Source organism: Streptomyces soli (genome assembly GCF_003999195.1).
GTDB lineage: Bacteria > Actinomycetota > Actinomycetes > Streptomycetales > Streptomycetaceae > Actinacidiphila > Actinacidiphila soli.
The window spans coordinates 1-21454 of record NZ_RJVR01000340.1; the positions used below are offsets into that span (position 1 = coordinate 1).

25 protein-coding genes, 1 tRNA gene and 2 pseudogenes are annotated in these 21454 nt (G+C 69.8%); 18 read left to right on the forward strand and 10 right to left on the reverse strand.

The annotated features are described in order from the left end of the window. The coding region (locus EFK10_RS41365) for a hypothetical protein (protein ID WP_322973464.1) at positions 1–216 on the reverse strand (216 nt) is incomplete at its 3' end. Positions 217–569: 353 nt separating this feature from the next. Here EFK10_RS41365 and EFK10_RS41370 point away from each other — a divergent pair. From EFK10_RS41370 to EFK10_RS41380, 4 genes are all read left to right on the forward strand, one after another. After that, a complete protein-coding gene (locus EFK10_RS41370) occupies positions 570–2597 on the forward strand; it encodes a DEAD/DEAH box helicase (RefSeq protein WP_127360805.1) in 2028 nt (675 codons plus the stop codon). A gap of 201 nt (positions 2598–2798) precedes the next feature. Then, positions 2799–3668 carry a hypothetical protein gene (locus EFK10_RS51470; protein ID WP_240677789.1) on the forward strand — a complete coding sequence of 290 codons (870 nt, stop codon included), beginning with the start codon at positions 2799–2801 and terminating at the stop codon, positions 3666–3668. Further along, positions 3632–4603: an FG-GAP-like repeat-containing protein gene (locus EFK10_RS41375; protein WP_240677793.1), complete on the forward strand. Its 972-nt coding sequence runs from the start codon at positions 3632–3634 to the stop codon at positions 4601–4603. The genes EFK10_RS51470 and EFK10_RS41375 overlap by 37 nt, the downstream gene beginning before the upstream one ends. 59 nt (positions 4604–4662) lie before the next feature. Continuing rightward, the gene (locus EFK10_RS41380; RefSeq protein ID WP_127360807.1) at positions 4663–6183 is read left to right on the forward strand and encodes an amino acid permease; all 1521 of its coding nucleotides are present in this window, start codon (positions 4663–4665) and stop codon (positions 6181–6183) included. On the opposite strand, the gene EFK10_RS41385 is transcribed toward EFK10_RS41380, so the two are convergent. Then, positions 6170–6907, reverse strand: coding sequence for an SDR family NAD(P)-dependent oxidoreductase (locus EFK10_RS41385; protein WP_127360808.1), 738 nt, complete (start codon positions 6905–6907; stop codon positions 6170–6172). The two genes, EFK10_RS41380 and EFK10_RS41385, sit on opposite strands and share 14 nt — an antisense overlap. A 75-nt stretch (positions 6908–6982) precedes the next feature. On the opposite strand from EFK10_RS41385, the gene EFK10_RS41390 reads away from it, so the two are divergent. Then, a tRNA-Lys gene (locus tag EFK10_RS41390) sits at positions 6983–7055 on the forward strand. 140 nt (positions 7056–7195) lie between these two features. Here the strand turns inward: EFK10_RS41390 and EFK10_RS53845 are convergent. The 6 genes and pseudogenes from EFK10_RS53845 to EFK10_RS51475 all read right to left on the reverse strand — a co-directional run. After that, positions 7196–7501, reverse strand: a pseudogene (locus EFK10_RS53845) (tyrosine-type recombinase/integrase); the annotation flags it as partial. Positions 7502–7859: 358 nt separating this feature from the next. Beyond that, positions 7860–8699 (reverse strand): hypothetical protein, encoded by an 840-nt coding sequence (locus EFK10_RS41400; RefSeq protein WP_127360809.1) that lies wholly within the window; start codon positions 8697–8699, stop codon positions 7860–7862. A gap of 1033 nt (positions 8700–9732) precedes the next feature. Beyond that, on the reverse strand, positions 9733–11178 hold the full coding sequence (locus EFK10_RS41405) for an AAA family ATPase (RefSeq protein WP_407647245.1): 1446 nt from the start codon (positions 11176–11178) through the stop codon (positions 9733–9735). A 358-nt stretch (positions 11179–11536) separates the two neighbouring features. Next, entirely contained in the window at positions 11537–11671 is a 135-nt protein-coding gene (locus tag EFK10_RS52420) for a hypothetical protein (protein WP_265737599.1), read from the reverse strand. A 23-nt stretch (positions 11672–11694) separates the two neighbouring features. Next, complete coding sequence (locus tag EFK10_RS41410; protein WP_127360811.1) at positions 11695–11919, reverse strand: hypothetical protein; 225 nt, start codon at positions 11917–11919, stop codon at positions 11695–11697. 26 nt (positions 11920–11945) lie between these two features. Then, complete coding sequence (locus EFK10_RS51475; protein ID WP_240677790.1) at positions 11946–12182, reverse strand: peptidoglycan-binding domain-containing protein; 237 nt, start codon at positions 12180–12182, stop codon at positions 11946–11948. Positions 12183–12470: 288 nt separating this feature from the next. Between EFK10_RS51475 and EFK10_RS51480 the strand changes: the two genes are divergently transcribed. Continuing rightward, on the forward strand, positions 12471–12668 hold the full coding sequence (locus tag EFK10_RS51480; RefSeq protein ID WP_240677791.1) for a hypothetical protein: 198 nt from the start codon (positions 12471–12473) through the stop codon (positions 12666–12668). Positions 12669–13095: 427 nt separating this feature from the next. Here the strand turns inward: EFK10_RS51480 and EFK10_RS51485 are convergent, their stop codons facing one another. Then, positions 13096–13359 carry a hypothetical protein gene (locus EFK10_RS51485; protein WP_240677792.1) on the reverse strand — a complete coding sequence of 88 codons (264 nt, stop codon included), beginning with the start codon at positions 13357–13359 and terminating at the stop codon, positions 13096–13098. Between the two features lie 842 nt (positions 13360–14201). Here EFK10_RS51485 and EFK10_RS41425 point away from each other — a divergent pair. The 9 genes from EFK10_RS41425 to EFK10_RS52425 all read left to right on the forward strand — a co-directional run bounded on the left by EFK10_RS41425 (position 14202) and on the right by EFK10_RS52425 (position 18957). Continuing rightward, complete coding sequence (locus tag EFK10_RS41425; RefSeq protein WP_127360814.1) at positions 14202–14852, forward strand: class F sortase; 651 nt, start codon at positions 14202–14204, stop codon at positions 14850–14852. Next, positions 14849–15346, forward strand: coding sequence for an RNA polymerase sigma factor (locus EFK10_RS41430; RefSeq protein WP_127360815.1), 498 nt, complete (start codon positions 14849–14851; stop codon positions 15344–15346). The genes EFK10_RS41425 and EFK10_RS41430 overlap by 4 nt, the downstream gene beginning before the upstream one ends. Then, positions 15330–15779, forward strand: a complete 450-nt coding sequence (locus tag EFK10_RS41435; RefSeq protein WP_127360816.1) for a hypothetical protein — start codon at positions 15330–15332, stop codon at positions 15777–15779. The genes EFK10_RS41430 and EFK10_RS41435 overlap by 17 nt, the downstream gene beginning before the upstream one ends. 36 nt (positions 15780–15815) lie before the next feature. Next, positions 15816–15983 (forward strand): hypothetical protein, encoded by a 168-nt coding sequence (locus tag EFK10_RS48155; protein WP_164836360.1) that lies wholly within the window; start codon positions 15816–15818, stop codon positions 15981–15983. 64 nt (positions 15984–16047) lie between these two features. Then, positions 16048–16563, forward strand: a complete 516-nt coding sequence (locus tag EFK10_RS41440; RefSeq protein WP_127360817.1) for an Lrp/AsnC family transcriptional regulator — start codon at positions 16048–16050, stop codon at positions 16561–16563. A gap of 85 nt (positions 16564–16648) precedes the next feature. Beyond that, a complete protein-coding gene (gene ddaH / locus EFK10_RS41445; protein WP_127360818.1) occupies positions 16649–17440 on the forward strand; it encodes a dimethylargininase in 792 nt (263 codons plus the stop codon). Beyond that, on the forward strand, positions 17437–18639 hold the full coding sequence (rocD, locus tag EFK10_RS41450) for an ornithine--oxo-acid transaminase (RefSeq protein WP_127360819.1): 1203 nt from the start codon (positions 17437–17439) through the stop codon (positions 18637–18639). Before ddaH ends, rocD begins: the two co-directional genes overlap by 4 nt. Before the next feature lie 61 nt (positions 18640–18700). Next, positions 18701–18841, forward strand: coding sequence for a hypothetical protein (locus EFK10_RS48160; protein WP_164836362.1), 141 nt, complete (start codon positions 18701–18703; stop codon positions 18839–18841). Next, positions 18832–18957 carry a hypothetical protein gene (locus tag EFK10_RS52425; RefSeq protein WP_265737600.1) on the forward strand — a complete coding sequence of 42 codons (126 nt, stop codon included), beginning with the start codon at positions 18832–18834 and terminating at the stop codon, positions 18955–18957. The genes EFK10_RS48160 and EFK10_RS52425 overlap by 10 nt, the downstream gene beginning before the upstream one ends. On the opposite strand, the gene EFK10_RS41455 is transcribed toward EFK10_RS52425, so the two are convergent. After that, positions 18947–19909, reverse strand: a complete 963-nt coding sequence (locus EFK10_RS41455) for a D-2-hydroxyacid dehydrogenase family protein (RefSeq protein ID WP_127360820.1) — start codon at positions 19907–19909, stop codon at positions 18947–18949. The two genes, EFK10_RS52425 and EFK10_RS41455, sit on opposite strands and share 11 nt — an antisense overlap. 131 nt (positions 19910–20040) lie before the next feature. On the opposite strand from EFK10_RS41455, the pseudogene EFK10_RS41460 reads away from it, so the two are divergent. The 3 genes and pseudogenes from EFK10_RS41460 to EFK10_RS41470 form a co-directional block, all read left to right on the forward strand. Further along, a pseudogene (locus EFK10_RS41460) lies at positions 20041–20262 on the forward strand (GNAT family N-acetyltransferase); the annotation flags it as partial. Positions 20263–20274: 12 nt separating this feature from the next. Beyond that, a complete protein-coding gene (locus tag EFK10_RS41465; RefSeq protein WP_127360821.1) occupies positions 20275–20823 on the forward strand; it encodes a GNAT family N-acetyltransferase in 549 nt (182 codons plus the stop codon). A gap of 275 nt (positions 20824–21098) precedes the next feature. Further along, a partial coding sequence (locus EFK10_RS41470; RefSeq protein ID WP_164836364.1) for a hypothetical protein occupies positions 21099–21454 on the forward strand: 356 nt, incomplete at its 3' end.

Genomic DNA, 21454 nt, shown 5'->3' on the forward strand with positions numbered 1-21454 from the left:
CGGCACCAGCGGCGGGCAGTCGGACGGCGGGCTGCGGCTGCCGGGCGGCCGGCATGCCGCGGCGGCCGGGACGCCCTCGGCCTCCGGTACGGGCACGGCGTCCGGGTCGCCGTCGGCGAGCGCGCAGGAGTCGGTGCCGGGGCCCACGCAGGGGCCGGGGGAGTCCGGGAAGCCCTCGGGGGGTGGGAAGCCGTCTGCCCGGCCGTCCTCGGCCAAGCCGTCCGAGTCGGCCCAGCCGCCCTCCGAATCGCCGAGCCACCCCGACCCGTCGCCGACCTCCTCCGGGGATTCCGCGACCCCTTCGCCGTCCAGCGCGCCGTCCGTGGCGGGGGCCGAGGAGCAGCCCCCGGTGGGGCCGATCGACTGAATTGGCCAATGCGGCCAATCATGCGTATGCTGGTAGATCGTTTGATCCCATTGCCCGGCGCCACTGCACTCTCTTGATCAGCAAGAGAGGAAACGCGCCACGTTGGCGCGTTCCTTTTCTCCTGTGGCTGACCGCATCGAGGCGGTTGTAAGCAACCTGCGGAGCTGGCGCGTGCCGAGTCTCCGAGAGGTTTAGCTTCAGCATGTCTATTGACACTGCCGACCGTTCCGTCATGCCCATCGACGAGTCGATCGACACCGCGGCCGCCGCCGACACCACGGCCGACGCCGCGACCGACACCACCCCCACCGTCACCTTCGCCGACCTCGGCCTCGCCGACGCGATCGTGCGCAAACTGGCGCAGAACGGTGTCACCACCCCCTTCCCGATCCAGGCCGCGACCATCCCGGACGCCCTGTCCGGCAACGACATCCTCGGCCGCGGCCGCACCGGCTCCGGCAAGACCCTCTCCTTCGGTCTGCCGCTGCTCACCCTGCTCTCCGGCGGCCACACCGACAAGAAGCGCCCCCGCGGCGTCATCCTCACCCCGACCCGCGAGCTCGCGATGCAGGTCGCGGACGCGCTCCAGCCGTACGGTGACGTGCTCGGCCTGAAGATGAAGGTCGTCTGCGGCGGCACCTCGATGTCGAACCAGATCTACGCCCTCGAGCGCGGCGTCGACATCCTCGTCGCCACCCCCGGCCGGCTGCGCGACCTGATCGACCGTGGCGCCTGCGTCCTCGACCAGGTCCGGATCGCCGTCCTCGACGAGGCCGACCAGATGGCCGACATGGGCTTCCTGCCCGAGGTCACCGAGATCCTCGACCAGATCCCGCAGGGCGGCCAGCGTCTGCTGTTCTCCGCCACGCTGGAGAACGAGATCGACACCCTGGTCAAGCGCTACCTCAAGGACCCGGTCACCCACGAGGTCGACGCCGCCCAGGGCGCCGTCACCACGATGACCCACCACGTCCTGGTCGTGAAGCCCAAGGACAAGGCGCCGGTCACCGCCGCCATCGCCGCCCGCAAGGGCCGCACCATCATCTTCGTCCGCACCCAGATGGGCGCCGACCGCGTCGCCGAGCAGCTGCGCGAGGCCGGCGTGAAGTCGGACGCCCTGCACGGCGGCATGACCCAGGGCGCGCGCACCCGCACGCTTGAGGACTTCAAGGCGGGTTACGTCAACGTGCTCGTCGCCACCGACGTGGCTGCCCGCGGCATCCACGTCGACGGCATCGGCCTGGTCCTGAACGTCGACCCGGCCGCCGACCACAAGGACTACCTGCACCGCTCGGGCCGTACCGCCCGCGCCGGCGAGTCCGGCACGGTCGTCTCCCTGGCCCTGCCGCACCAGCGCAAGCAGATCTTCCGCCTGATGGAGGACGCGGGCGTCGACGCCTCGCGCCACATCATCGGCGGCGGCGGTGCCTTCGACGAGGACGTCGCCAAGATCACCGGCGCCCGTTCCCTCACCGACGTCCAGGCTGACGCGGCCGGCAACGCCGCCCAGCAGGCCGAGCGCGAGGTCGCCGAACTCACCCGCGAGCTCGAGCGCCTCCAGCGCCGCGCCGCCGAGCTGCGCGAGGAGGCCGACCGCCTCACCGCCCGCGCCGCCCGCGAGCGCGGCGACGACCCGGACGAGGCCGTCGCCACCGCCCAGGCCGAGGCCGCCGAAGCCCTCGCCGCCATCCCCGAGCAGCCCAAGCGCGTCGAGGAGCCCCGCGAGGAGCGCCAGGAGCGTTCCTTCCAGCGCCGCGACGACCGGGGCAACTACGACCGCCGCCGCGACGACCGTCCCTCCTACGGACGCCGTGACGACCGTCCCTCGTACAACCGGGACAGCCGCCGTGACGACCGTCCCGCCGGCCGTTCCTTCGACCGCCGCGACGAGCGCCCCACCGAGCGTCCCGCCGGCCGTTCCTACGAGCGCCGTGACGAGCGCCCCTCGTACGGCCGCCGCGACGACCGCCCGGCGTACAACACCCGTGACCGCCGCGACGACCGTCCCGCCGAGCGTCCCGCCGGCCGTTCCTACGACCGCCCCGTCAGCCGCGACCGCCGCGACGACCGCCCCTCGTCCTTCAACCGCGACCGTGACACCAACGACCGCCGTCCCTACGGCCGCCGCGACGACCACCGCCCCAGCGCCGCCTCCGGCCCGGGCTCCGGCACCGCCACCGGCTCCTTCGGCCGCCGTGACGACAAGCCGCGGTGGAAGCGCAACGGCTGACCGTAAATGAGCAGTTGGGCCCGGTAGATGCAGCGCATCTACCGGGCCTGTTCCTTTTTTGTTCACTTCTGTGGCCGGTGGGGCTGCTGTTATGCTCTTGACACTTCGCGTGGGGGACAAGACAGCCGGGGGGCTTCACAAATTCGCAGCGCCGACGCGCCGAGCCGTCGTCGACGTCCCGTCCAGACGTGCTCACCCAGCGTGGCGTGCGCGAAGTTGCAGGGCCTCGGCAACGGCCGCGTCGCCTTCGTCGACGCCGAGGGCGACGGCGTCCACGTGCCGAACGCCACCAGCGCGAACGCCTACTCCGCCATCACACTCGGTTCGACGGGCAGCCAGGTGCTGGACGGCTCAGGCCGGTACGTCATCGCCAACGGTGGTTCTTCCGCGAAGCAGTACATCGGCGACACCGGACAGGGAGACGCCACGAACGTTCTGAAGACCCGATCCGTCACCGCCGCCTCCGTCTGGGGCACCCAACTCTGGACCGTCACTTCCACCTCCGGCCAGATCGTCTCGACCGATCTGAAGACGAACAAGACAGCTGCCCCCCTCGCCACGGGAGCGCCGTGCGTGCCGTCCGAACTGCAGGCGGTCGGCCGTTGGGTGTACTGGTCCTGTGGCCCGACGGGCGTGGCCGGCGTGTACGACCGTACGGCCAAGAAGAGCACCGCGGTGCCCTCCGGCGAGGCGCTCGTCGGCGACGGCTACCTCGTACGGCACGACACCACCAACGGCAAACTGGTGCTGACCGACTTCCATTCGGGTACCGCGGCCACCCGCGACCTCGCCGATCTCCCCAAAGGCGCACTTGACGACGACCGGGGCATCACCTGGAGCGTGGACGAGTACGGCGGCGATGTCGCGTACGCGGACGCGCAACAGCGGATCCACACATCGCCCCCGGCGTGTCCACGCAGAATCTCGCGGCCCTGGAGTCCCGCACGGATCCCGGAGTCGACCGGGCGACCCCCTACGGGCCGATCTGGGGCTCATGGCAGCTCAGCAAGCCCGCCTCCGGCTGGAAACTCGCCGTGCGCGACTCCCTCGGTCGAACCGTCGACACGGTGACCGGCGGAGTGACCCGCGGTGACCTTGTCGCCGAGTGGGACGGCCGTACGAGTACCGGAGCCCTGGCCCCCAACGGCTCGTACACCTGGACCCTCACCGCCCAGCCGGCCGACGGGACCGGCCCCGCTCTGGTCAGGACCGGCAAGGCGACCTTCTACAAGGGCGCCGCCGTTCGGCATGACTTCGGCCGGGATGGCATCGGTGACCTGCTGACCCTGAACTCCTCCGGTGGTCTGTCCATTCAGTACGGCTCCGCCACGGGGACGTTCGACGGCAAGAGGACCGGAACCGGCTGGCCCGCCTCGTCCCTGGTCGTGCCGTTCGGCGACACGAACGGTGATGAGTGCAACGACGTTCTCGTACGCAGCAGCTCGGGCACCCTCACCCGCTACAACGGAGGCTGTGGCAGCGCGCTCAAGCCGAGCACGACTCACGTCAAGCTCGGCACGGGCTTCAACCAGTTCAATGTCCTGACCTCCCCCGGGGACATCACCGGCGATGGCCGCGCCGACCTGATCGCGCGGAAGTCGTCCAACGGCGCTGTCTACCTCTACAAGGGCACCAGCGCGGGCAAGCTCTCCTCGCCGGTGAAGGTCGCCTCGAACTGGGCGGGTTACAAGAAGATCGTCGGCGTCGGCGACCTGAACGGCGACGGCTACGGCGACCTGGTCGCCCAGGACAAGGCCAACGTGCTCTGGCGTTACAGCGGCAACGGCAAGGGCGGCTTCAAGGGCCGGGTGAAGATCGCCTCCGGCTGGGGCTCGTCGTACAACGCCGTGGTCGGGGTCGGCGACATCACCGGGGACGGCAAGGCCGACCTGGTCGCCCGCGACACGTCGGGGAACCTCTATCGCTACAACGGCGACGGCAAGGGCTCCTTCGGGGGCCGTAAGAAGATCGCCACGGGCTGGAAGGGCTACAAGGGGCTGTTCTAGCCACTTCCGGCCACCACTGTGAGGCATGTCACGCCCCCGGCAAGGGAATTGCTGGGGGCATGACAGCGCCCCAATCCGACGCGAAGCCCGCGTCCGAAGCGCCCAAGGCCCTCTCCGACGAGGAGCGCCTCCGCCAGCTCGGCTACACGCAGGTGCTGGCCCGCCGCATGTCCGCGTTCTCCAACTTCGCTGTGTCGTTCACCATCATCTCGGTGCTCTCCGGCTGCCTGACGCTCTACCTCTTCGGCATGAACACCGGCGGTCCCGCCGTCATCACCTGGGGCTGGGTCGGGGTCGGCCTGATGACGCTGATCGTCGGCCTGGCGATGGCCGAGATCTGTTCGGCCTACCCGACCTCCGCCGGTCTCTACTACTGGGCGCACAAGCTGGCGCCCCCGCGCAGCGCGGCGGCGTGGGCGTGGTTCGCGGGGTGGTTCAACGTCCTCGGGCAGGTGGCGGTCACCGCGGGCATCGACTTCGGGGCGGCGTTCTTCCTCAACGCCTACCTGGACCTGCAGTTCGGGTTCACGGCGACCCCGGGTCACACGATCTTCCTCTTTGCCGCGATCCTCGTCCTGCACGGCGCGCTCAACACCTTCGGGGTGCGGATCGTCGCCGTACTGAACGACATCAGTGTGTGGTGGCACGTCATAGGTGTCGTGCTGATCGTCGGCGCGCTCACCTTCGTACCCGGCAAGCACCAGTCGACGTCCTTCGTCTTCACCCACTTCGTCAACAACACCGGCTGGGGCAGCAGCTTCTACGTCGTCCTGCTCGGCCTTCTGATGGCCCAGTACACCTTCACCGGCTACGACGCCTCCGCCCACATGACCGAGGAGACCCACGACGCCGCCACCGCCGGGCCGCGCGGCATCGTACGGTCCATCTGGATCTCCTGGATCGCGGGCTTCGTGCTGCTGCTCGGCTTCACGTACGCGATCCAGGACTACCACGACACGCTCAGCAGCCCGACCGGCGTGCCCCCGGCGCAGATCCTCATCGATGGGCTGGGCGCGACCGCGGGCAAGCTGCTCCTGCTGGTGGTGATCGGGGCGCAGCTCTTCTGCGGCATGGCGTCCGTGACCGCCAACTCCCGCATGATCTACGCCTTCTCGCGGGACGGCGCGCTGCCCTTCTCCCGCGTCTGGCGGCACATCAACCCGCGTACGAAGACCCCGACGAACGCGGTGTGGCTGGCCGCCCTGGGCGCGCTCGTCCTCGGCCTGCCGTATCTGATCAACGCGACCGCCTACGCCGCCGTGACCTCGATCGCCGTCATCGGGCTGTACATCGCGTACGTCATCCCGACCCTGCTCCGCCTCGGTAAGGGCGACGCCTTCGAGCGCGGCCCCTGGCACCTCGGCCGCTGGTCCCGCCCGATCGGCGTGCTGGCGGTGGCCTGGGTCGTCGTGATCACCGTGCTGTTCATGCTGCCGCAGCTCAGTCCGGTCAACGTCAACAGCTTCAACTACGCCCCGGTAGCGGTGGCTGTAGTCCTGGGCTTCGCGGCGACGTGGTGGTTCGTCTCGGCCCGCCACTGGTTCATGAAGACTCCGCCCGTTTCGTCTACCGAAGGTTGAGCCCGCCGTCGAGGACGATCACCTCGCCGGTCAGATACGTACTCCCGATCACGGACGCGACCAGGTCCGCGACGTCCTCGGGCTGCGCCGGGCGGCGCATCGGCGACCGCTCGTTCCACAGCTCGTGGGCGTCGGCCCAGTCCTGGGTCATCGGGGTGTCCACCAGCCCCGGCGCGATCGCGTTCACCCGAACGGCCGGACCGAGGGCGGCGGCAAGCAGCCGGGTCACGTGGTTAAGCGCGGCCTTGCCCGCCGCATAGGGGATCGACGACCCCTTCGGCCGTACGCCGGCGTGGCTGGTGATATTGACGATCGCCCCGCCGCCGGGCGCCTCGCGCAGCGCCGGCAACGCCGCCGTGCACAGCACCCAGGGCGCGATGAGGTTGACCTCCAGCAGTTCGCGCCAGACCTCGGGCGTCGCGGCGGCCAGATCCGCGTGCGGGATCGGCCGGCTGATCCCGGCGTTGTTCACCAGCACATCGAGCCGTCCCCCGTGCCGGGCGAGCACGGTCTCCACCAGCGCCCGTGCCTCGGCCTCGTCGGCCAGATCCGCCTGCACGTAGCTCCCGCCCACCTCCGCCGCGATCCGCTCGCCCCGCTCCCGGCTGCGGCCCGAGTGCACGACCACCCGCATCCCGTCCGCCGCCAGCCGCCGCACGACCGCCTCGCCGATCCCCGACGTCGACCCCGTCACCAGGGCCACGGGCTGCTGATCTTTCACCATGGCCGCGATCCTGCCACCCCCTGAACCCCAGTGCGCTCGGAGTCGGTGCCGACCTCCGGCTATGCTGCGGTGTGCGGGCCGTTAGCTCAATTGGCAGAGCAGTGGACTTTTAATCCATTGGTTGTGGGTTCGAGTCCCACACGGCCTACCCGCAGGCAAGTCGGTCTCGCCACCGCTGTCCTGCGTGAATGCGCTCCGGGCGGCTTTCGTCGCCCGGGGCGCACCTTCGTTTTTGGCCGTAGGTGAGCCCGAAGTGAGCCCGGCTGTGTCACCAACAGCCTTCGGGTGAGCCCGGGGCACGAGTTTCGCGGCGGCCTCGGACACCTCTCGGTCGATCTCCGGCAGCAGGCTCGTGTACGTGTCGGAGGTCAGAGTGATCGTTCCGTGCCGGAGCCTCTCCTTGATCGTGTGGAGATCGCCGCCCCCCGCGTGGATCAGGGTTGCCGCTCCGTGGCGCAGGTCCCGCAGATTGATCGGCGGGAGACCGGCCGCCTAGTAGATGCGGCGGAAGGCGGCCGACACGCTCTGGGGGTGCAACCAGGTCCCGTCCTCACGGGTGAACACCTTCCCGGTGTCCGTCCACGCCGCGCCCCACTCCAGCCGCTCCTGAGGCCGAGGCGCTGCCATGGTTCCCCCGAGCGAACGGCGGCGCCCCTCCTACGCCCGCGTACGGCACCCCCCGAGGTGTGCCACCCCGCCCCTGGTGGCGGGAGACGCGGGCAGCGGCCCCGGGAGGCGTGCGCACGTCCGCCCCCGGGGCCGTCATGTTGCAGGTGGTGAAGAGTTGACCACCCCGGCGCGAGCCTGGCCCGGAACGCAAAGAAGCCCCCGCCCGAACGATCCGGGCAGGGGCTTCGTCGTGCGTGTCAGCGAAAACGTGGTGGGCTGAGGCGATGAGCCGCGGATCCGCTCAGGCAAAGAGGCGGCCTACTGCCGAGCCGGGGTGGTTCGATCAGAGGAATCTGGTGTTGATCTCGGCCAGCGGCGTGTTACCGGTCCAACAGGTACCGGTGTTGTTAGTGTCGAGCCGGAGCGTGCCCGTACCTCCCATGCCGCCGTCGCAGTACATGGAGCCGACACTCGAATTGAGAAAGGCACCGTTGGGGTCGACATCGGTTCCGACATACGGCGCCCCTGGAAACGTCTGGATCCCGACGTTGAGGGCGTCGTAGGGGCAGCCGGGGGCGGAGGTGACGCAGGGAGCGGCACCGATCGGGTGATACCCAGCGGTAGTGGTGTTGTAGGCGATGGTCCAGATGATCTGCCGGGGCAGCTTCACCCTTCCGGGGACGTCGAAGGTGACGGTCTGGGCGATGCTGGCGTTGCAGGTCTGGGTGTGCGAGTCGTACCACCTGCCGGCGTTGGCACCGGTGCAGCGGGTGGGGTCGGCCGAGGGCCGGTACGCGATTCTGGTTGTCTGTGTGCGGGTGGCGAGCAGGGCGCCGGGCTTGGGCGTGCTGGTCGAGTTGTCCACCGCGTAGACGTTCACAGTCAGGGGGTGTGTGAAGGATGAGCCGCGGGCCGACACGCAGTTACTGGTGTTCCAGCGTCCGCTCTGGCAGGCCAAGCTGGACATCACCACCCGTACCGAGTCCAGGACGCGGGGGCGGATGATGAGGCCGGGGGCCAGTTCCACCTCGTCGCCCACCTCACTGGTCGAGGTCACCTGGAAGCCCCAACTGAGGACGCTTGCGGGCAGGTTCCGCGGGATCGAGGAGTACGCGGGCAGACCGAGGGGGCTGTCCGACTTGGCTGCGGCCGATCCTGTCGACAGGGCCGCCAGGGGAAGCAAGAGGCTGAGCGCCCCGAGGGCGATCCTGCGGCTCGTCCGCCGTCTCGCGGCTGTTCCAGTTTGCGAGTTGCTGCGTATACGGCCGGTGCTTCCACCCTCGCGTCGCATTCGGAACATGACTCTCCTACAGTAGTTTTCGGATGGGGAGTCGAGCGCTCTCGTGCGCCGCTGCGTACCTCCTTACGCGTTCGACGCTGAGTGCGCGCGTAAGCCACAGCCGGCCAGTCTGACGCCAACGGAACAGGTGGAATTCGACAGACGATCACGACGCCGGAAGCGCTCTTCTAGATCGTCAATCACTCACTTGGGCCCGGCAACCCGTGTAAGCCATTCGCGGCTGCTGATGGCGACAGGTGGCGCCGCTGGTAGCGGCTCGGTTGGAAGCCGCGCAGCCATGGCCGCGCGCACGTCACGCGCGCGTTGGACCGTCCGGATAGTCCGGATAAGGAGCTGCTCCGGATATGCAGCAGCCCCCGGCCGGTGTGGCGCGGGGGCTGCAGCGTTGTCCGTCATGTGCCTCGCTCCTTGGTGTCATCAAGGTGACGTCTTCGACAACGCCCTGATGTCGGGTGTTCCGCCGCTGGTGCATGCTCCGGATGCGTCGCCCTCCCAGGGCTGTCGCGGCAAGCAGGACCCCGGCAAGGTAGTTGCCTGCGATGTCGTGCATCAGGAAATCGATCACGGGCGGCACGGCGCATCAACGGGGCCGACCATGGGCCTGTCTCCTCTGTCTCAGCGGCCTTTGATGTGCCTGGTTGCCCGGCCCGAGCAACGCGAGAGGGAGCAGCCCGACCCTGTGTTTCGGCGCGCGAAGGGTTACCCCGACGAAGACAGCGCAAGGTGGTGGGCAGGGCGACGTTCCCCTGGCAGAGCTAGTTTCGGTGGGCGTGCCTCCCCTTTGAGCGGGGCTCCGAATTCGCCACCATTCGCCAGGGTGCGCCAAGCGAACGCATCACCCTTAACGGATATTGCGGACAACCCCGGGTTCTTGGGCTTCAGCGGTCCGGCCGGAGTGCTGATCCATTCGGGTGGCTCATGTCGCGGCGCCGTGTACCGGGCCGGTGCCGTAGAGAGCAGGCAGGTCGACCAGGAGGAGGTCGTCGCGATGGGCGGCGAGCTGTACGAGATCCGGATAGAAGCCGTGGAGGGAGAAGAGGACGAGGGCGGTGCCGGAGGTGTCGTAGCCCTGGTCGGTGAGCAGGGCGCGGATGTGTTCCAGGCGTTGGAGGTCGCCGGTGCCGCGGCGGGCGGCGGTGGCCTTGGCTTCGCCGAGGAGTGCGATGCGGGCGCGGGGGGCCTGGGGGCGCTCACCGGAGGCGAGGGCGAGGACGTCGACCTCGTGTTTGGTGCGGGCGGCGGGGTCGGGGACTTCTGTGGTGCCGACCGGTCCGGGGAGTCCGTCGGGGAGGACGGTGTGGGCGAAGCGGCGGGTCCAGGCGCGGGCGAGGTCTTCGAAGTGGGGGCCGAGGATTTTGGAGTTGAAGGTGGGGGTGGAGGCTTGCCAGGCCTGCTCGGCGAAGCCCTGCTCGACTGTGTCGGCTTGGGGGAGGGTGATCAGCTGGTTGAATCGGATGATGGGGTCATTGAGGGTGATGACGGGGTGACGGGGCCGGAGGATGTCCTGTTCGCGCTGGATGTAACCGGTGGATTCCAGGACGTCGAGTGGGTGAGCGACGGCGTTGCGCTGCCGGCCGAGGGCGGATCCGATTTTGGTGGGCGTGGTGGCGCCCTGCGCGATCGCGGTGAGGATGTCGTAGTAGAGGGTGTACTGCGTTATCCGCGGATCCTCGCGCAGCAGATACTCGGTCTCGGTGCGTGAGTAGACCGCTCGTCCTGGGTCGAGGACGGTGCTGGTGAGCCAGCGGTCGAAGTCGTCGCCCGGTGAGGGGCGGGCGGCGATGGGCTGGTAGCCGGGGGCGCCGCCGAGGACGGCGTGGACGTGCAGGGCGGTGAAGGGGTCTTCGACGGCCCAGAAGTCGCGGCTGGTGCGGTAGTCGAAGGCGCCGAGCCGGAGGTCGATGACGGCTCGGCCGCGCAGTGGTTCGGTGCCGGAGAGCAGTTCGTGCATGACGCTCATGGCCGAGCCGCAGAGGATGAGCCGTGGGCCCGGCCCCGGGTCGCTGCCATGGCTGCGGACGTGCTGTTGCTCGTCGTAGAGCAGCTGGATGATGCCGGGTACCTCGGGGGAGTGCTGGAGCAGATACGGCAATTCATCGATGACCAGGAGCGGGGTGGAGGCGGCCTGTCGGACGACGACGTCGAGGGCGTTGCTCAGGACCTGCCGCCAGTCGGTGAGCTGCAGGGTGCCCGGTCGCAGGCCGGCGTGTGCGGCGATCGCCTCGGTGAAGCGCTGGAGCGCGGGGAGGCGTCCCTCCTCGCGGACAGCGGTGACATAGAGGCCGCCGACTGCTTCGGTGAGGGCCCGCAGCAGGTACGACTTGCCATGCCGTCGGCGCCCGGAAACGATGCCCAGCCGCATGGAGGGGGAGGGATCGGTGACGAAGTCGGTCAGCAGTCTCCACTCCCGGTCGCGGTCGACGACCCCCCGAGGTTTGATCAGCTCTTCAGTCACGAAGACTCCTGTACATGCTGACTTCGACTAATTCTGTCTAACTGTACTTCGACAGATTCTGTCCTGCTGGGGTTCAACGGAGTACCCGATCAGGCTGCGGCCGGGACGGTCCTGGTGGAGGGTGGGAACGCGTGAGCGATGCGTGAGCGGACGGCGCGGCACAAGCCACTCTGGGCTGGATCCGGCAGTATGCTTCCAGCCTCCGGCGGTCCGGAGTCGCGCCACGGAGGATCACGCGGCACCGCCGATCACGACTCTGCCAGAGCTACTCGTGGTCCTGGAGCTCCATCTGGAAGGCCTTGCTGTCGTCACGGATCTGGTCGAGTTTGGATTCCACCCGGGACACCGCGTCGTGCATCGACCTCACCTCCTGGTACATCTGCGCCGACCTGATGTACACGCCTGGATCGGCCGGAGAAGTGGTCACTGCCCGGCCGGGGTGTCGGTGCGCAGCCACGACTGCACCAGCTTCTGCACGCCGGGCAGCGCCATCACCCGGGCGAAGCCGCCCGCGACGGCAAGGGCGCCGACGGCCCAGGGCAGGGCGGCCGGGATGGCGGAGGCCGACACGATGCCCGGCAGCAGCACCGCCAGGCCGAGGGCGGTCTGCAGGACGGTGCGCGCGGTGGGCTTGGCGTCAGTGGACATGGGGAGTTCCGTTCTGCGAGGAGGGGTTAGGCGACGACGGTGAAGCCGTGGGCGTTGCCGAGCTTGGTGAGGGATGTCTTGCCGGGGGTGCCGTCGGCGGCGGTGCCGGAGTAGCCGAGGTGGCGCTGCCAGGCGGCGTAGGCGGCCTTCGTCTTCGGGCCTGCCACTCCGTCGACGGTGCCCTTGTAGAGGCCTTCTGCGGCGAGGGCTTTCTGTATGGCCTTCACGCTGTCGACGGCCGGGCGGTGGGGGTAGTCGTGCACTGCCCGGACGACATTGGACAGGTCGACCTTGGGCTTGGGGGCCGGCGTCGGGGATGAGTACGGCCGGACGCCGAGTTCTGGCGCAGCGCCACCAATCCCGCGGTTCGCTCGTGCGGACGTTCGGGTGGTGGTTGTCCGCCGGATGCCTCGCAGCGTTTGCCGAAGTTTGTTGGGGCTGCTCCGCTGGTCCTGGCGCCTGCATCGCTTGCTGGTGCCGACGCGCGCGACAGCGGCGCCCAGGCCGGTCGGCAGCTGCCGACCGGCCCCCCACAGAACTGGAGTTTCGCAATGGCAACCGAGACGGGCACCTTCAAGAAGGGCGACAGGGTCGAGTGGCGGGATCAGCGGTCGAACCAGAAGCGGCAGGGCACAATTCAGCAAGTCGAGGGCAGTGGTCAAAACTCGCGCTACACCATCCGGGACGACCAGAACAAGCAGCAGCAGGAGGAGGTCCAGCACAACTGGATTGACAAGAAGCTGCAGTAGGGCCTGCGGCCTGGCCGCCGGCGAGCTCGCAGTGGCGAGACCAGTAGGTCGGCGCTCGCCACAAGCGCCGGCCTTCGGGCTGTCCGGGATCCGAGAAGCCAAATTCTGGATGGGGACGGTCCTACGGCACGCGCTGCTGCTGACAACGGGGCGGTTTCGGCGTAGCGTTGGGGGTGTTCGGAAGGGCCTCTGACCTGCGGGTCGGGGGCCCTTCCTGCTGCCAGTGCTGGCCCGAACGCCTTTATACGGGAACCGACGGGATCCGACGGGACCGTATGACGCGAGGCGAGGGACGGGCAGTTGAGCTGCGCCGATTTTTGCGGAACGCGTGCGAGGTGAGGTCGGCACGGCCGGCCATGCCTCACCTCCTGGGCATGCGTCGGCCCGGCGCCGCTCGGGGCAGCGGCCGGGCCGGGGTGGTGGCGTGTCAGGCAGTGCGGCGGAAGAGGCAGACGAGGGCGACGCGTTCGCCGGTGAATGCTTTGCCTTCTGCGGCGGCCATGTTGGCGAGGGCCCAGCCTTCGGCTTCGACGGCCTGGATCTGTTCGCCCATGCCGAGCATGGGGGCGGTGAGCTTGCTGTTGGAGTTGGCCTCGATGAACTTGTAGACCAGTACCTGCTGGCCCCTCTCGCGGGCCTTGCGTGCATCTGCGCCAGCGTTGTTGGCCTTGGCGTCGTTGATGAATCCCATGTCGTCCCCTTGGGGTTGTGGCGTGTTGGGCCACTTTGGCAGGGCGGGGTTGTGGGGTGTGGAGGGTGTGACAGGCCTGTGACATGCCGAAGGCCCCGGCTCGGTGAGCGCGGGGCCTTCGTAGCGGCTGGTCAACCTCACGGTCCGCCCCGGCAGCCCGTCGTAACGTCAAGCCCGGGCACGCGGTGTGCCCCGGAGTCTGCTCCGAGTGGCTGACCGCGTGGAGCGGTGCGTGAGCGGACGACCCAACACGAGCCGTCCTCAGCCGGATCACACATCAAAGTCGGATCTTCCGGATACCGACAAGGTCTCCAGCAGGACTGACAGGAGCTCAGTGGCCAGGGCTTCTGGAGTTTGCCATTCCTTTACAACCTGGGCCGGGGGCCGGTTCGTCTCTCCGCACGATCACAACAGAGCCCGCCGTCGGCTGTGGCGGCGGGCAGGCGAGAGAGAAGCCGTACATGCGCAAGAAACCCTTGCTTTCGTTTGGCCTGGCCTGTGCCGCGTTGTTGCTCGGTGCGGGGCCCGCGCTTGCTGACGGGTCGTCGCCGTCTCCCACTAAGGCGCCGGCCAGTGCGGCCCCTTCGGCTGTGCCGACTGTCGCGAGCACGTCGCAGCCGAGCCGGTCCTACAAGCCGACAACGGCTCCGGTGGCGACGAAAGCCCCCGGGCAGGTGAGCTCGGTGCCGGAGGGGGCGCCGGACACCGGGGTTCCGACGGCTGGGGGGAGCAACGCAACAGTGGTCGCCGGTGCGTTGGGGGCGGCGGCGGCCCTCGGGGGAGCCGGAGTGGTCGTCATGCGGCGTAGGTCCAAGGTCCGGGGCTGACTCTTGCGGGGAATCATGGCTGCGGCAGCCGAGGGCGCCGGGCGGCTGCTGACCGTACTGGTTGCCGCAGTGCTGCTGGCCGGGTGCGCCTCCGGGACCGGGGTGCGGGTCGACCACGGACCGGCGGCAGCCGGGACGTCCGGGACGTCCGGCACGCAAGCGGCCACCGGCTCGGCCACGCCGCGTGCGCTCGCGCGGTCGGTGCCGGTGCGGCTGGAGATTCCGGGCATCGGGGTCGACACGCCGGTCATGCGGCTCGGGCTGGCGGCGGACGGCACCGTAGAGGTGCCGCCGATCGAGAAGAACTCGCCGGCGGGCTGGTACCAGGGGTCGCCGACGCCCGGTCAGGTCGGCCCGTCGGTGATCCTGGCGCATGTGACCGTCGGTCAATACGGCGACGGGGTGTTCATGCACCTGGGGCGGCTGAAGCCGGGAGACCGGATTGTCGCGCGGCTCCAGGACGGGGCCTCGGCGGAGTTCACCGTGGACAAGGTGCAGACGGTTGCCAAGTCGCACTTCCCGACCGACGCCGTGTACGGGAACGTCAGCCACCCGGCGCTGCGGCTGATCACCTGCGGCGGCCCCCGGATCAGTGGGGGAGGCGGCTACCGTGACAACGTGGTCGTGTACGCCTCCCTGGCCGCCGCACACGAGGGAGCCCGTTGAGCCGAGCGAAGGATGCGGCGGCGTCCGAACTGTTCGCCGACCTCTATCCACGCCTCGCGGGGTGGTGCCGCCGTCTCGTCGACGACGACGGCACCGCCCACGAGATCGCCTCCGAGGCGTTCACCCGCCTCTGGGCGCGCTGGACCAGGGTGGACGAGCCGCGCGGGTTCCTCTACGTCACGGCGGCCAACCTGGTCCGTGACCACTGGCGGAAACTGGAACGCGAACGTCGCGCGATGCGCCGGGCCACCACGGAGGCGGTCGTACGGGACCAGGGCGAACCCGCCGGCGACTCCATGCGGTTTCTGGTGCAGTCGCTGCCCGAGCGGCTGCGTACGCCCGTACTGCTCCACTACTACGCGGACCTGCCGGTCCGGGAGGTCTCGGCGTTGACGGGACGGAAGGAGGGCACAGTGAAGGCCGATCTTCACGCGGCCAGGGAGCTGCTGCGCGCCAAGCTGGGAGGAGACCGGGACCTTGATCGGACACGTTGAGGGTCCCGAGGGCGCGGACGACTTCCGCAACGACGACCTGCTGGTTTCGCTGATGCGGCCCGGCGGCGAGACCCTGCTGGCACCGCCCGGTTCCTTCGTGCGCATCCGCCGCGACGCGGCCCGCAGGCGGCGGGTACGCGCGGCCGTGGGCGGCGGCCTCGTGGTCGCGGCGGCGGTGGCCATCGCCCTGCCGACGTACCTCATCGGGATCCCCACGACCCATCCCCCGGCGGCGCCCCCGCTCGTCCCACCCGCCGCCACCCCCACCGCCCCGCCCGACCCGAGGCCGGATTCCCCAACGCCAGACGCGAGCGCGGCTCCCCGCACGACCAAGCCCACCTCGGATGTCACCGCGACCTTCCCGAGCCGGGGACCGGTGCCGACGAGCAAGGCTGCCTCCTCCGTTCCGAGCGCGTCCGGCACCACGCGCTGAGCGCGCGCCGGCAGCCCACCTGGGCAACTCCACCGCATGTGCCGTCGCAGCCGCCGCAACGCGATCACGGCGCAGTTGCAGGGCGGCGGCGACATCCACTGCTCGGTCACCATCGACGGGCAGACCAAGTCCGGGCACGCCAGCGGCGGTTACAACATCTGCTCCGCCCAGCTCAACGGTGACTTCATGGGGGGCTGGAGCTAGGCCCTGCCTCCGGCAGAAGTCAGGACATTGCGTACCCGGGGTCGGAGGAGAAGGATCACCGGTCATGAGCAATAAGGCCGCGCCGTTCGACGAGCTGGACCGCAAGATCGTGGCGGCGTTGATCGCGAACGCCAGGGCGAGCTTCGCGGAGATCGGCGCGGCCATCGGCCTGTCGGCGACCGCCGTCAAGCGCCGGGTGGACCGGATGCGGGAGAACGAGGTGATCACCGGGTTCACCGCGACGGTCCGGCCGGCGGCGCTCGGGTGGCGGACCGAGGCGTACGTCGAGGTGTACTGCGAGGGTGCGGCGCCGCCGAGGCGGCTGGCGGAGGTTGTACGCAACCATCCGGAGATCACGGCGGCCATGACGGTGACGGGGGGCGCGGACGCGTTGCTGCACGTCCGGGCCACGGATGTCGAGCACTTCGAGGAGGTGCTGGAGCGCATCCGGGCCGAGCCGTTCATCCGGAAGACGATGAGCTACCTGGTGCTGTCCCATCTGCTGCCGGACAGCGCGGAGGCAGGGGCGCGTGAACCGGCGCCCGAGGGTCTCGGGGAGAGCGCAGCAGATCTGCGCTGACCGGGCTTTTTGCGCAGCAAAGCTGCGCCCACGCGCAGCTTTCCTTTCTTGTGGGGCCTGGGCCTCACTTCCTACCGTTGAGGGCATGCCAAGGCGCTATCTGGTCTGCGAGCCGGACCACTTCGACGTGCGGTATGCCATCAATCCCTGGATGAGTCAGGACGCGCCGGTCGACACCGGCCTAGCCCGCCGGCAGTGGGAGGGCCTGGTCCGGGCCTACCGCGAGCACGGCCACACGGTGGAGACCGTGCGGCCCGAGCCGGACCTGCCGGACATGGTGTTCGCGGCGAACGCGGCACTGGTGGTGGAGGGGCGGGTCTTCGGGTCGTACTTCCACGCGCCGCAGCGGCGGCCGGAGTCGGTCGCGTACGAGACGTGGTTCAAGGCGGCCGGCTACGACGTCTACCGGCCGGAATCGGTCTGCGAGGGCGAGGGCGACCTCGTGGCCGCCGGGAGGTTCATCCTGGCCGGGACGGGCTTCCGGACCACACCGGAGGCGCACCGCGAGGCGCAGGAGTTCTTCGGGGTGCCGGTGATCGGGCTGCAGCTCGTGGACCCGTACTTCTACCACCTGGACACGGCGCTGTTCGCCCTGGACGACACCAACATCGCGTATTACCCGGGGGCCTTCTCGGCCGGGAGCCGGGAGGTGCTGGAGCGGCTGTATCCGCTGGCGGTGATCGCCACGCGGGAGGACGCGATGGCGTTCGGCCTCAACTCCGTCTCGGACGGACGTCATGTCTTCGTCGCCCCGCAGGCCGCTGGTCTCATGGACCAGCTCGCCGACCGCGGCTATGTCCCCGTCCCCGTCGACCTGTCGGAATTCCACAAGGCCGGCGGAGGCATCAAGTGCTGCACCCAGGAGATCCGTTCATGAGCCGTACGTCCGAAGAGCTGATCCGCGCCGAAGCACCGGTGCTCGCGCACAACTACCACCCCCTCCCTGTGGTCGTCGCCCGCGCCGAGGGCGTGTGGGTCGAGGATGTCGAGGGCCACCGCTACCTCGACATGCTGTCCGGCTACTCGGCCCTCAACTTCGGCCACCGCCACCCCGCCCTCATCGAGGCCGCGCACCGCCAGCTCGACCAGCTCACCCTCACCTCCCGGGCCTTCCACAACGACCGCCTCGCCGGCTTCGCCGAGGGCCTGGCCGGGCTGACCGGCCTCGACATGGTGCTGCCGATGAACACCGGCGCCGAGGCCGTGGAGAGCGGCATCAAGGTCGCCCGCAAGTGGGCCTACGAGGTCAAGGGCGTCCCGGCCGACCGGGCCACGATCGTCGTGGCCGACGGCAACTTCCACGGCCGTACGACCACCATCGTCGGCTTCTCCGACGACCCCACCGCCCGCGCCGGCTTCGGGCCCTTCACACCGGGCTTCCGCAGCGTTCCGTACAACGACCTCGCCGCCCTCGAAGCGGCCGTGGACGAGACGACGGCGGCCGTTCTGATCGAGCCCATCCAGGGCGAGGCCGGGGTCCTGATCCCGGACGACGGCTACCTGACGGGCATAGGGGAGCTGACGCGCCGCGCCGGGTGCCTTTTCGTCGCCGACGAGATCCAGTCGGGGCTGGGGCGTACGGGGCGGACGCTCGCCGTCGACCACGAATCCGTACTGCCCGACGTGCTGTTGCTGGGCAAGGCGCTCGGCGGGGGCATCGTGCCGGTCTCGGCGGTCGTCGCGCGCCGGGAGGTGCTGGAGGTGCTGCGGCCCGGCGAGCACGGGTCCACCTTCGGCGGCAACCCGCTGGCGGCGGCGGTCGGTTCGGCGGTGGTCGGGCTGCTGGCCACCGGTGAGTTCCAGCGCCGGGCGGCCGAGCTGGGCGAGGTCCTGAGGGACGGGCTGGCCGCTCTGGTGGGCCGGGGCGTCACCTCGTACCGGGCGCGCGGGCTGTGGGCGGGCGTCGACATCGACCCGGCCCTCGGCACGGGCCGCGAGATCAGCGAACGCCTTATGCGCGAAGGCATCCTCGCCAAGGACACCCACGGCTCGACGATCCGCCTCGCCCCGCCGCTGACCATCATGCGGGATGAGCTGGAGTCAGCGCTTTCCTCGCTGGAGAAGGTGCTGGTCTGAACCGAGCGCCGTTCGGGGTGGATGCGTTCAGCTCCGGCGCGCCCAGTCGGCCGGGGCCGTCGTGGATGCGTCCCTCGGCGGTGGCGGTGACGGCGACGCCCCGCTCACCGTCGCCCGCTCCGTCGTCCTCGCCAAGGACAGCGTTCTCGCCCTCCGCCTCGCCGCTGACCCGCCCCCAGCCACGGCGCCAGGGTGCGGGTGATCCACACCCGCCGCCTGCAGGGCCACGTCGGCACCATCACGGTCGACGCCGACGGCTACCGGGCCGTCCCGGTGTACACGGCCACAGGCCTGTCCGTACGCCTGGTCAAGCGGTAAGACGGCGGATCGGCTCGCCCGCGAGGAAGGCCGCGATGTCCTCGACCGCCTGGCCGTAATACGTACGGTAATTGTTCTCCGACACGTAACCGAGGTGCGGCGTCCCCAGCAGACGCGGGACGCCGCGCATCGGGTGGTCCGCCGGGAGCGGCTCGACGTCGAACACGTCGATGCCCGCCCCGGCGATCCGCCCCTCGCGGAGCGCGGCGATGAGTGCGTCCTGGTCGACGATGGCCGCCCGGGAGGTGTTGATCAGGTAGGCCGTCGGCTTCATCAGCGCCAGCTCGGCGGCCCCGAGCAGACCGCGCGTACGGTCGCTCAGCGCGAGGTGGATCGACACGAAGTCACCGCTCCCCAGCAGTTCCTCCTTGGACGCGGCCAGCCCCACCCCCACCTCGTCCGCCCGCTCCTTCGTGAGGTTCTGGCTCCACGCCACCACCTCCATCCCGAACGCCTTCCCGATCTCCGCCACCCGCCGCCCGATCCTCCCCAGACCGAGCACCCCCAGCCGCCGCCCCTCCAGATCCACCCCCACTGTGCTCTGCCACGGCCCGCCCTCCCTCAGCGCCGTCGCCTCCGCCACAATCCCCCGCGCCAGCCCCAGCACCAACGCCCACGTCAACTCCATCGGCGGCGTCAACGAGCTGTCCGTCCCGCACACCGTCACCCCGTGCTCGCGGGCGGCCTCGAAGTCGATCAACGTATTGCGCATCCCCGACGCGATCAGCAGCCTCAGCCGGGGCAGCCGGCCGATGAGCGACCCCGGAAAGGCGACACGCTCGCGCAGCGTCACGACGATGTCGAAGTCAGCCAGCGCGTCGGCGAGTGCCTCCTCCGTCGCGAAGTGTTCGGCGAAGCTGACCACTTCGACTGCGTCGGCGACCGGACTCCAGTCCGCCATCGTCTTCGCGACACCCTGGAAGTCGTCGAGCACGGCACAGCGCAGCTTCATCCTTCACCCATTCCTCAACGTCAGCCGCCCAGCAAATCCGTTGGCGCGGAACCGTCCCCAGCGTAGCTTCGGCGCCGTGACTCCGATCTTGAAGCCGCCCCGTCTGGAGCTCCAGCCATACGTACGTCTGGGGACGCGGCCTCGGCACCGAGCTCGCGTCCGCCGTCACGGCCCACGGCCTCGACACCCCCGCCCTCCCGGAGGTCCACGCCACCGTCGACCCGGACAACGCGGCGTCGCTGGCCCTGCTGCGCGGCCTCGGCTACATCGACGTCCGGGATCTCATCGACGAGGACGGCGGCGCGGTGAGCCGATTGCTTACCCGGCGGGGGCCGGTTGTCGGTGGGGGGTGATACGAGGGAGGCATGGAGAAGACGAACGTACGGATTGAGCCGTGGGTGGATGAGGACCGGTTTCTGGAGCTGCAGCGGAGGATCAATGCGCCGGAGATGATGACGCATTTGGGCGGCCCGGAGAGCGATGAGCAGGTGGTGGCGCGGCACAGGCGCTATGCGGGGATCGAGGGGAAGGGGACGGGGCGGATGTTCGGGGTGGCGTTGGTGCCGGAGGGGGAGCTGGTGGGGGGCATCGGGTATTGGGAGACGGAGTGGCGGGGGGAGACGGTGTACGAGACGGGGTGGAGTGTGCTGCCGGGGCATCAGGGGCGGGGGATCGCGGTGGCGGCGGGGGAGGCGGCGATCGCGAGGGCAGCGGGGGAGGGGAGGCACAGATATCTGCACGCGTTTCCGTCGGTGGGGAATCCGCCGTCGAACGGGATCTGCCCGAGGCTGGGCTTCGAGCTGCTGGGCGAGATTGACTTCGAGTACCCGAAGGGGAATCCGCTGCGCTGCAACGACTGGCGCCTGGACCTGACGGCTCAGCCGGCTTGGGCGTCGGCTGAGGCAGTGTCGTAGGCGGCGCGGGAGGCCAGGACATCGTCCATGTGGGCCTCGGCCCAGGCCTTGATGGCCTGGTTCTGACTCCCTGAGCTCTTCCCGCGAGCTTCGCGGCGGCTTCCCGGGCGGTTCCCGTGGGCCTTCTGGGCCTTGCGGGACGGCTTGGGCCGCCGGGGCGCGTGCGCTGCTTCGGGGGGCGGCCTTATGGTAGGCCGATGCCAGTCGGCTTTCGCGGCTGTTCTGCGCCGCCGCCGTAGCCCTCGTAGCCCTCCTCGCTTGGAACCGGACCTCACATGACCGCACCCTCCTTGCACCCCACCGACCTGTCCCCCGAACTGCGGGAGGATCTGCGCAGCTACGCGGACCTCGGCGGCTTCACACTCACAGCCGACACCCACGCCTGGTACGCGGCCGTGGACACCATCGGCACCCCGGAGGAGGCGCGGGCCGCCTCGACTGTCCTCGCGGAGCTGCGCGGGCGGGACCTGCCGACCGTACGGGCCGCCGCCGGCGCCCTGATCGGCGCGCCGGGCACGGTCGGCGAGACCGGCCGGGCGGTGGCGCTGCTGCTGCGGGTGCGCGGCACGCTGGCCGCGCTGGGCCCGGAGGCGTACGAGGCCGGGGACCTGGACGAGCTGGTCGCCGCCAC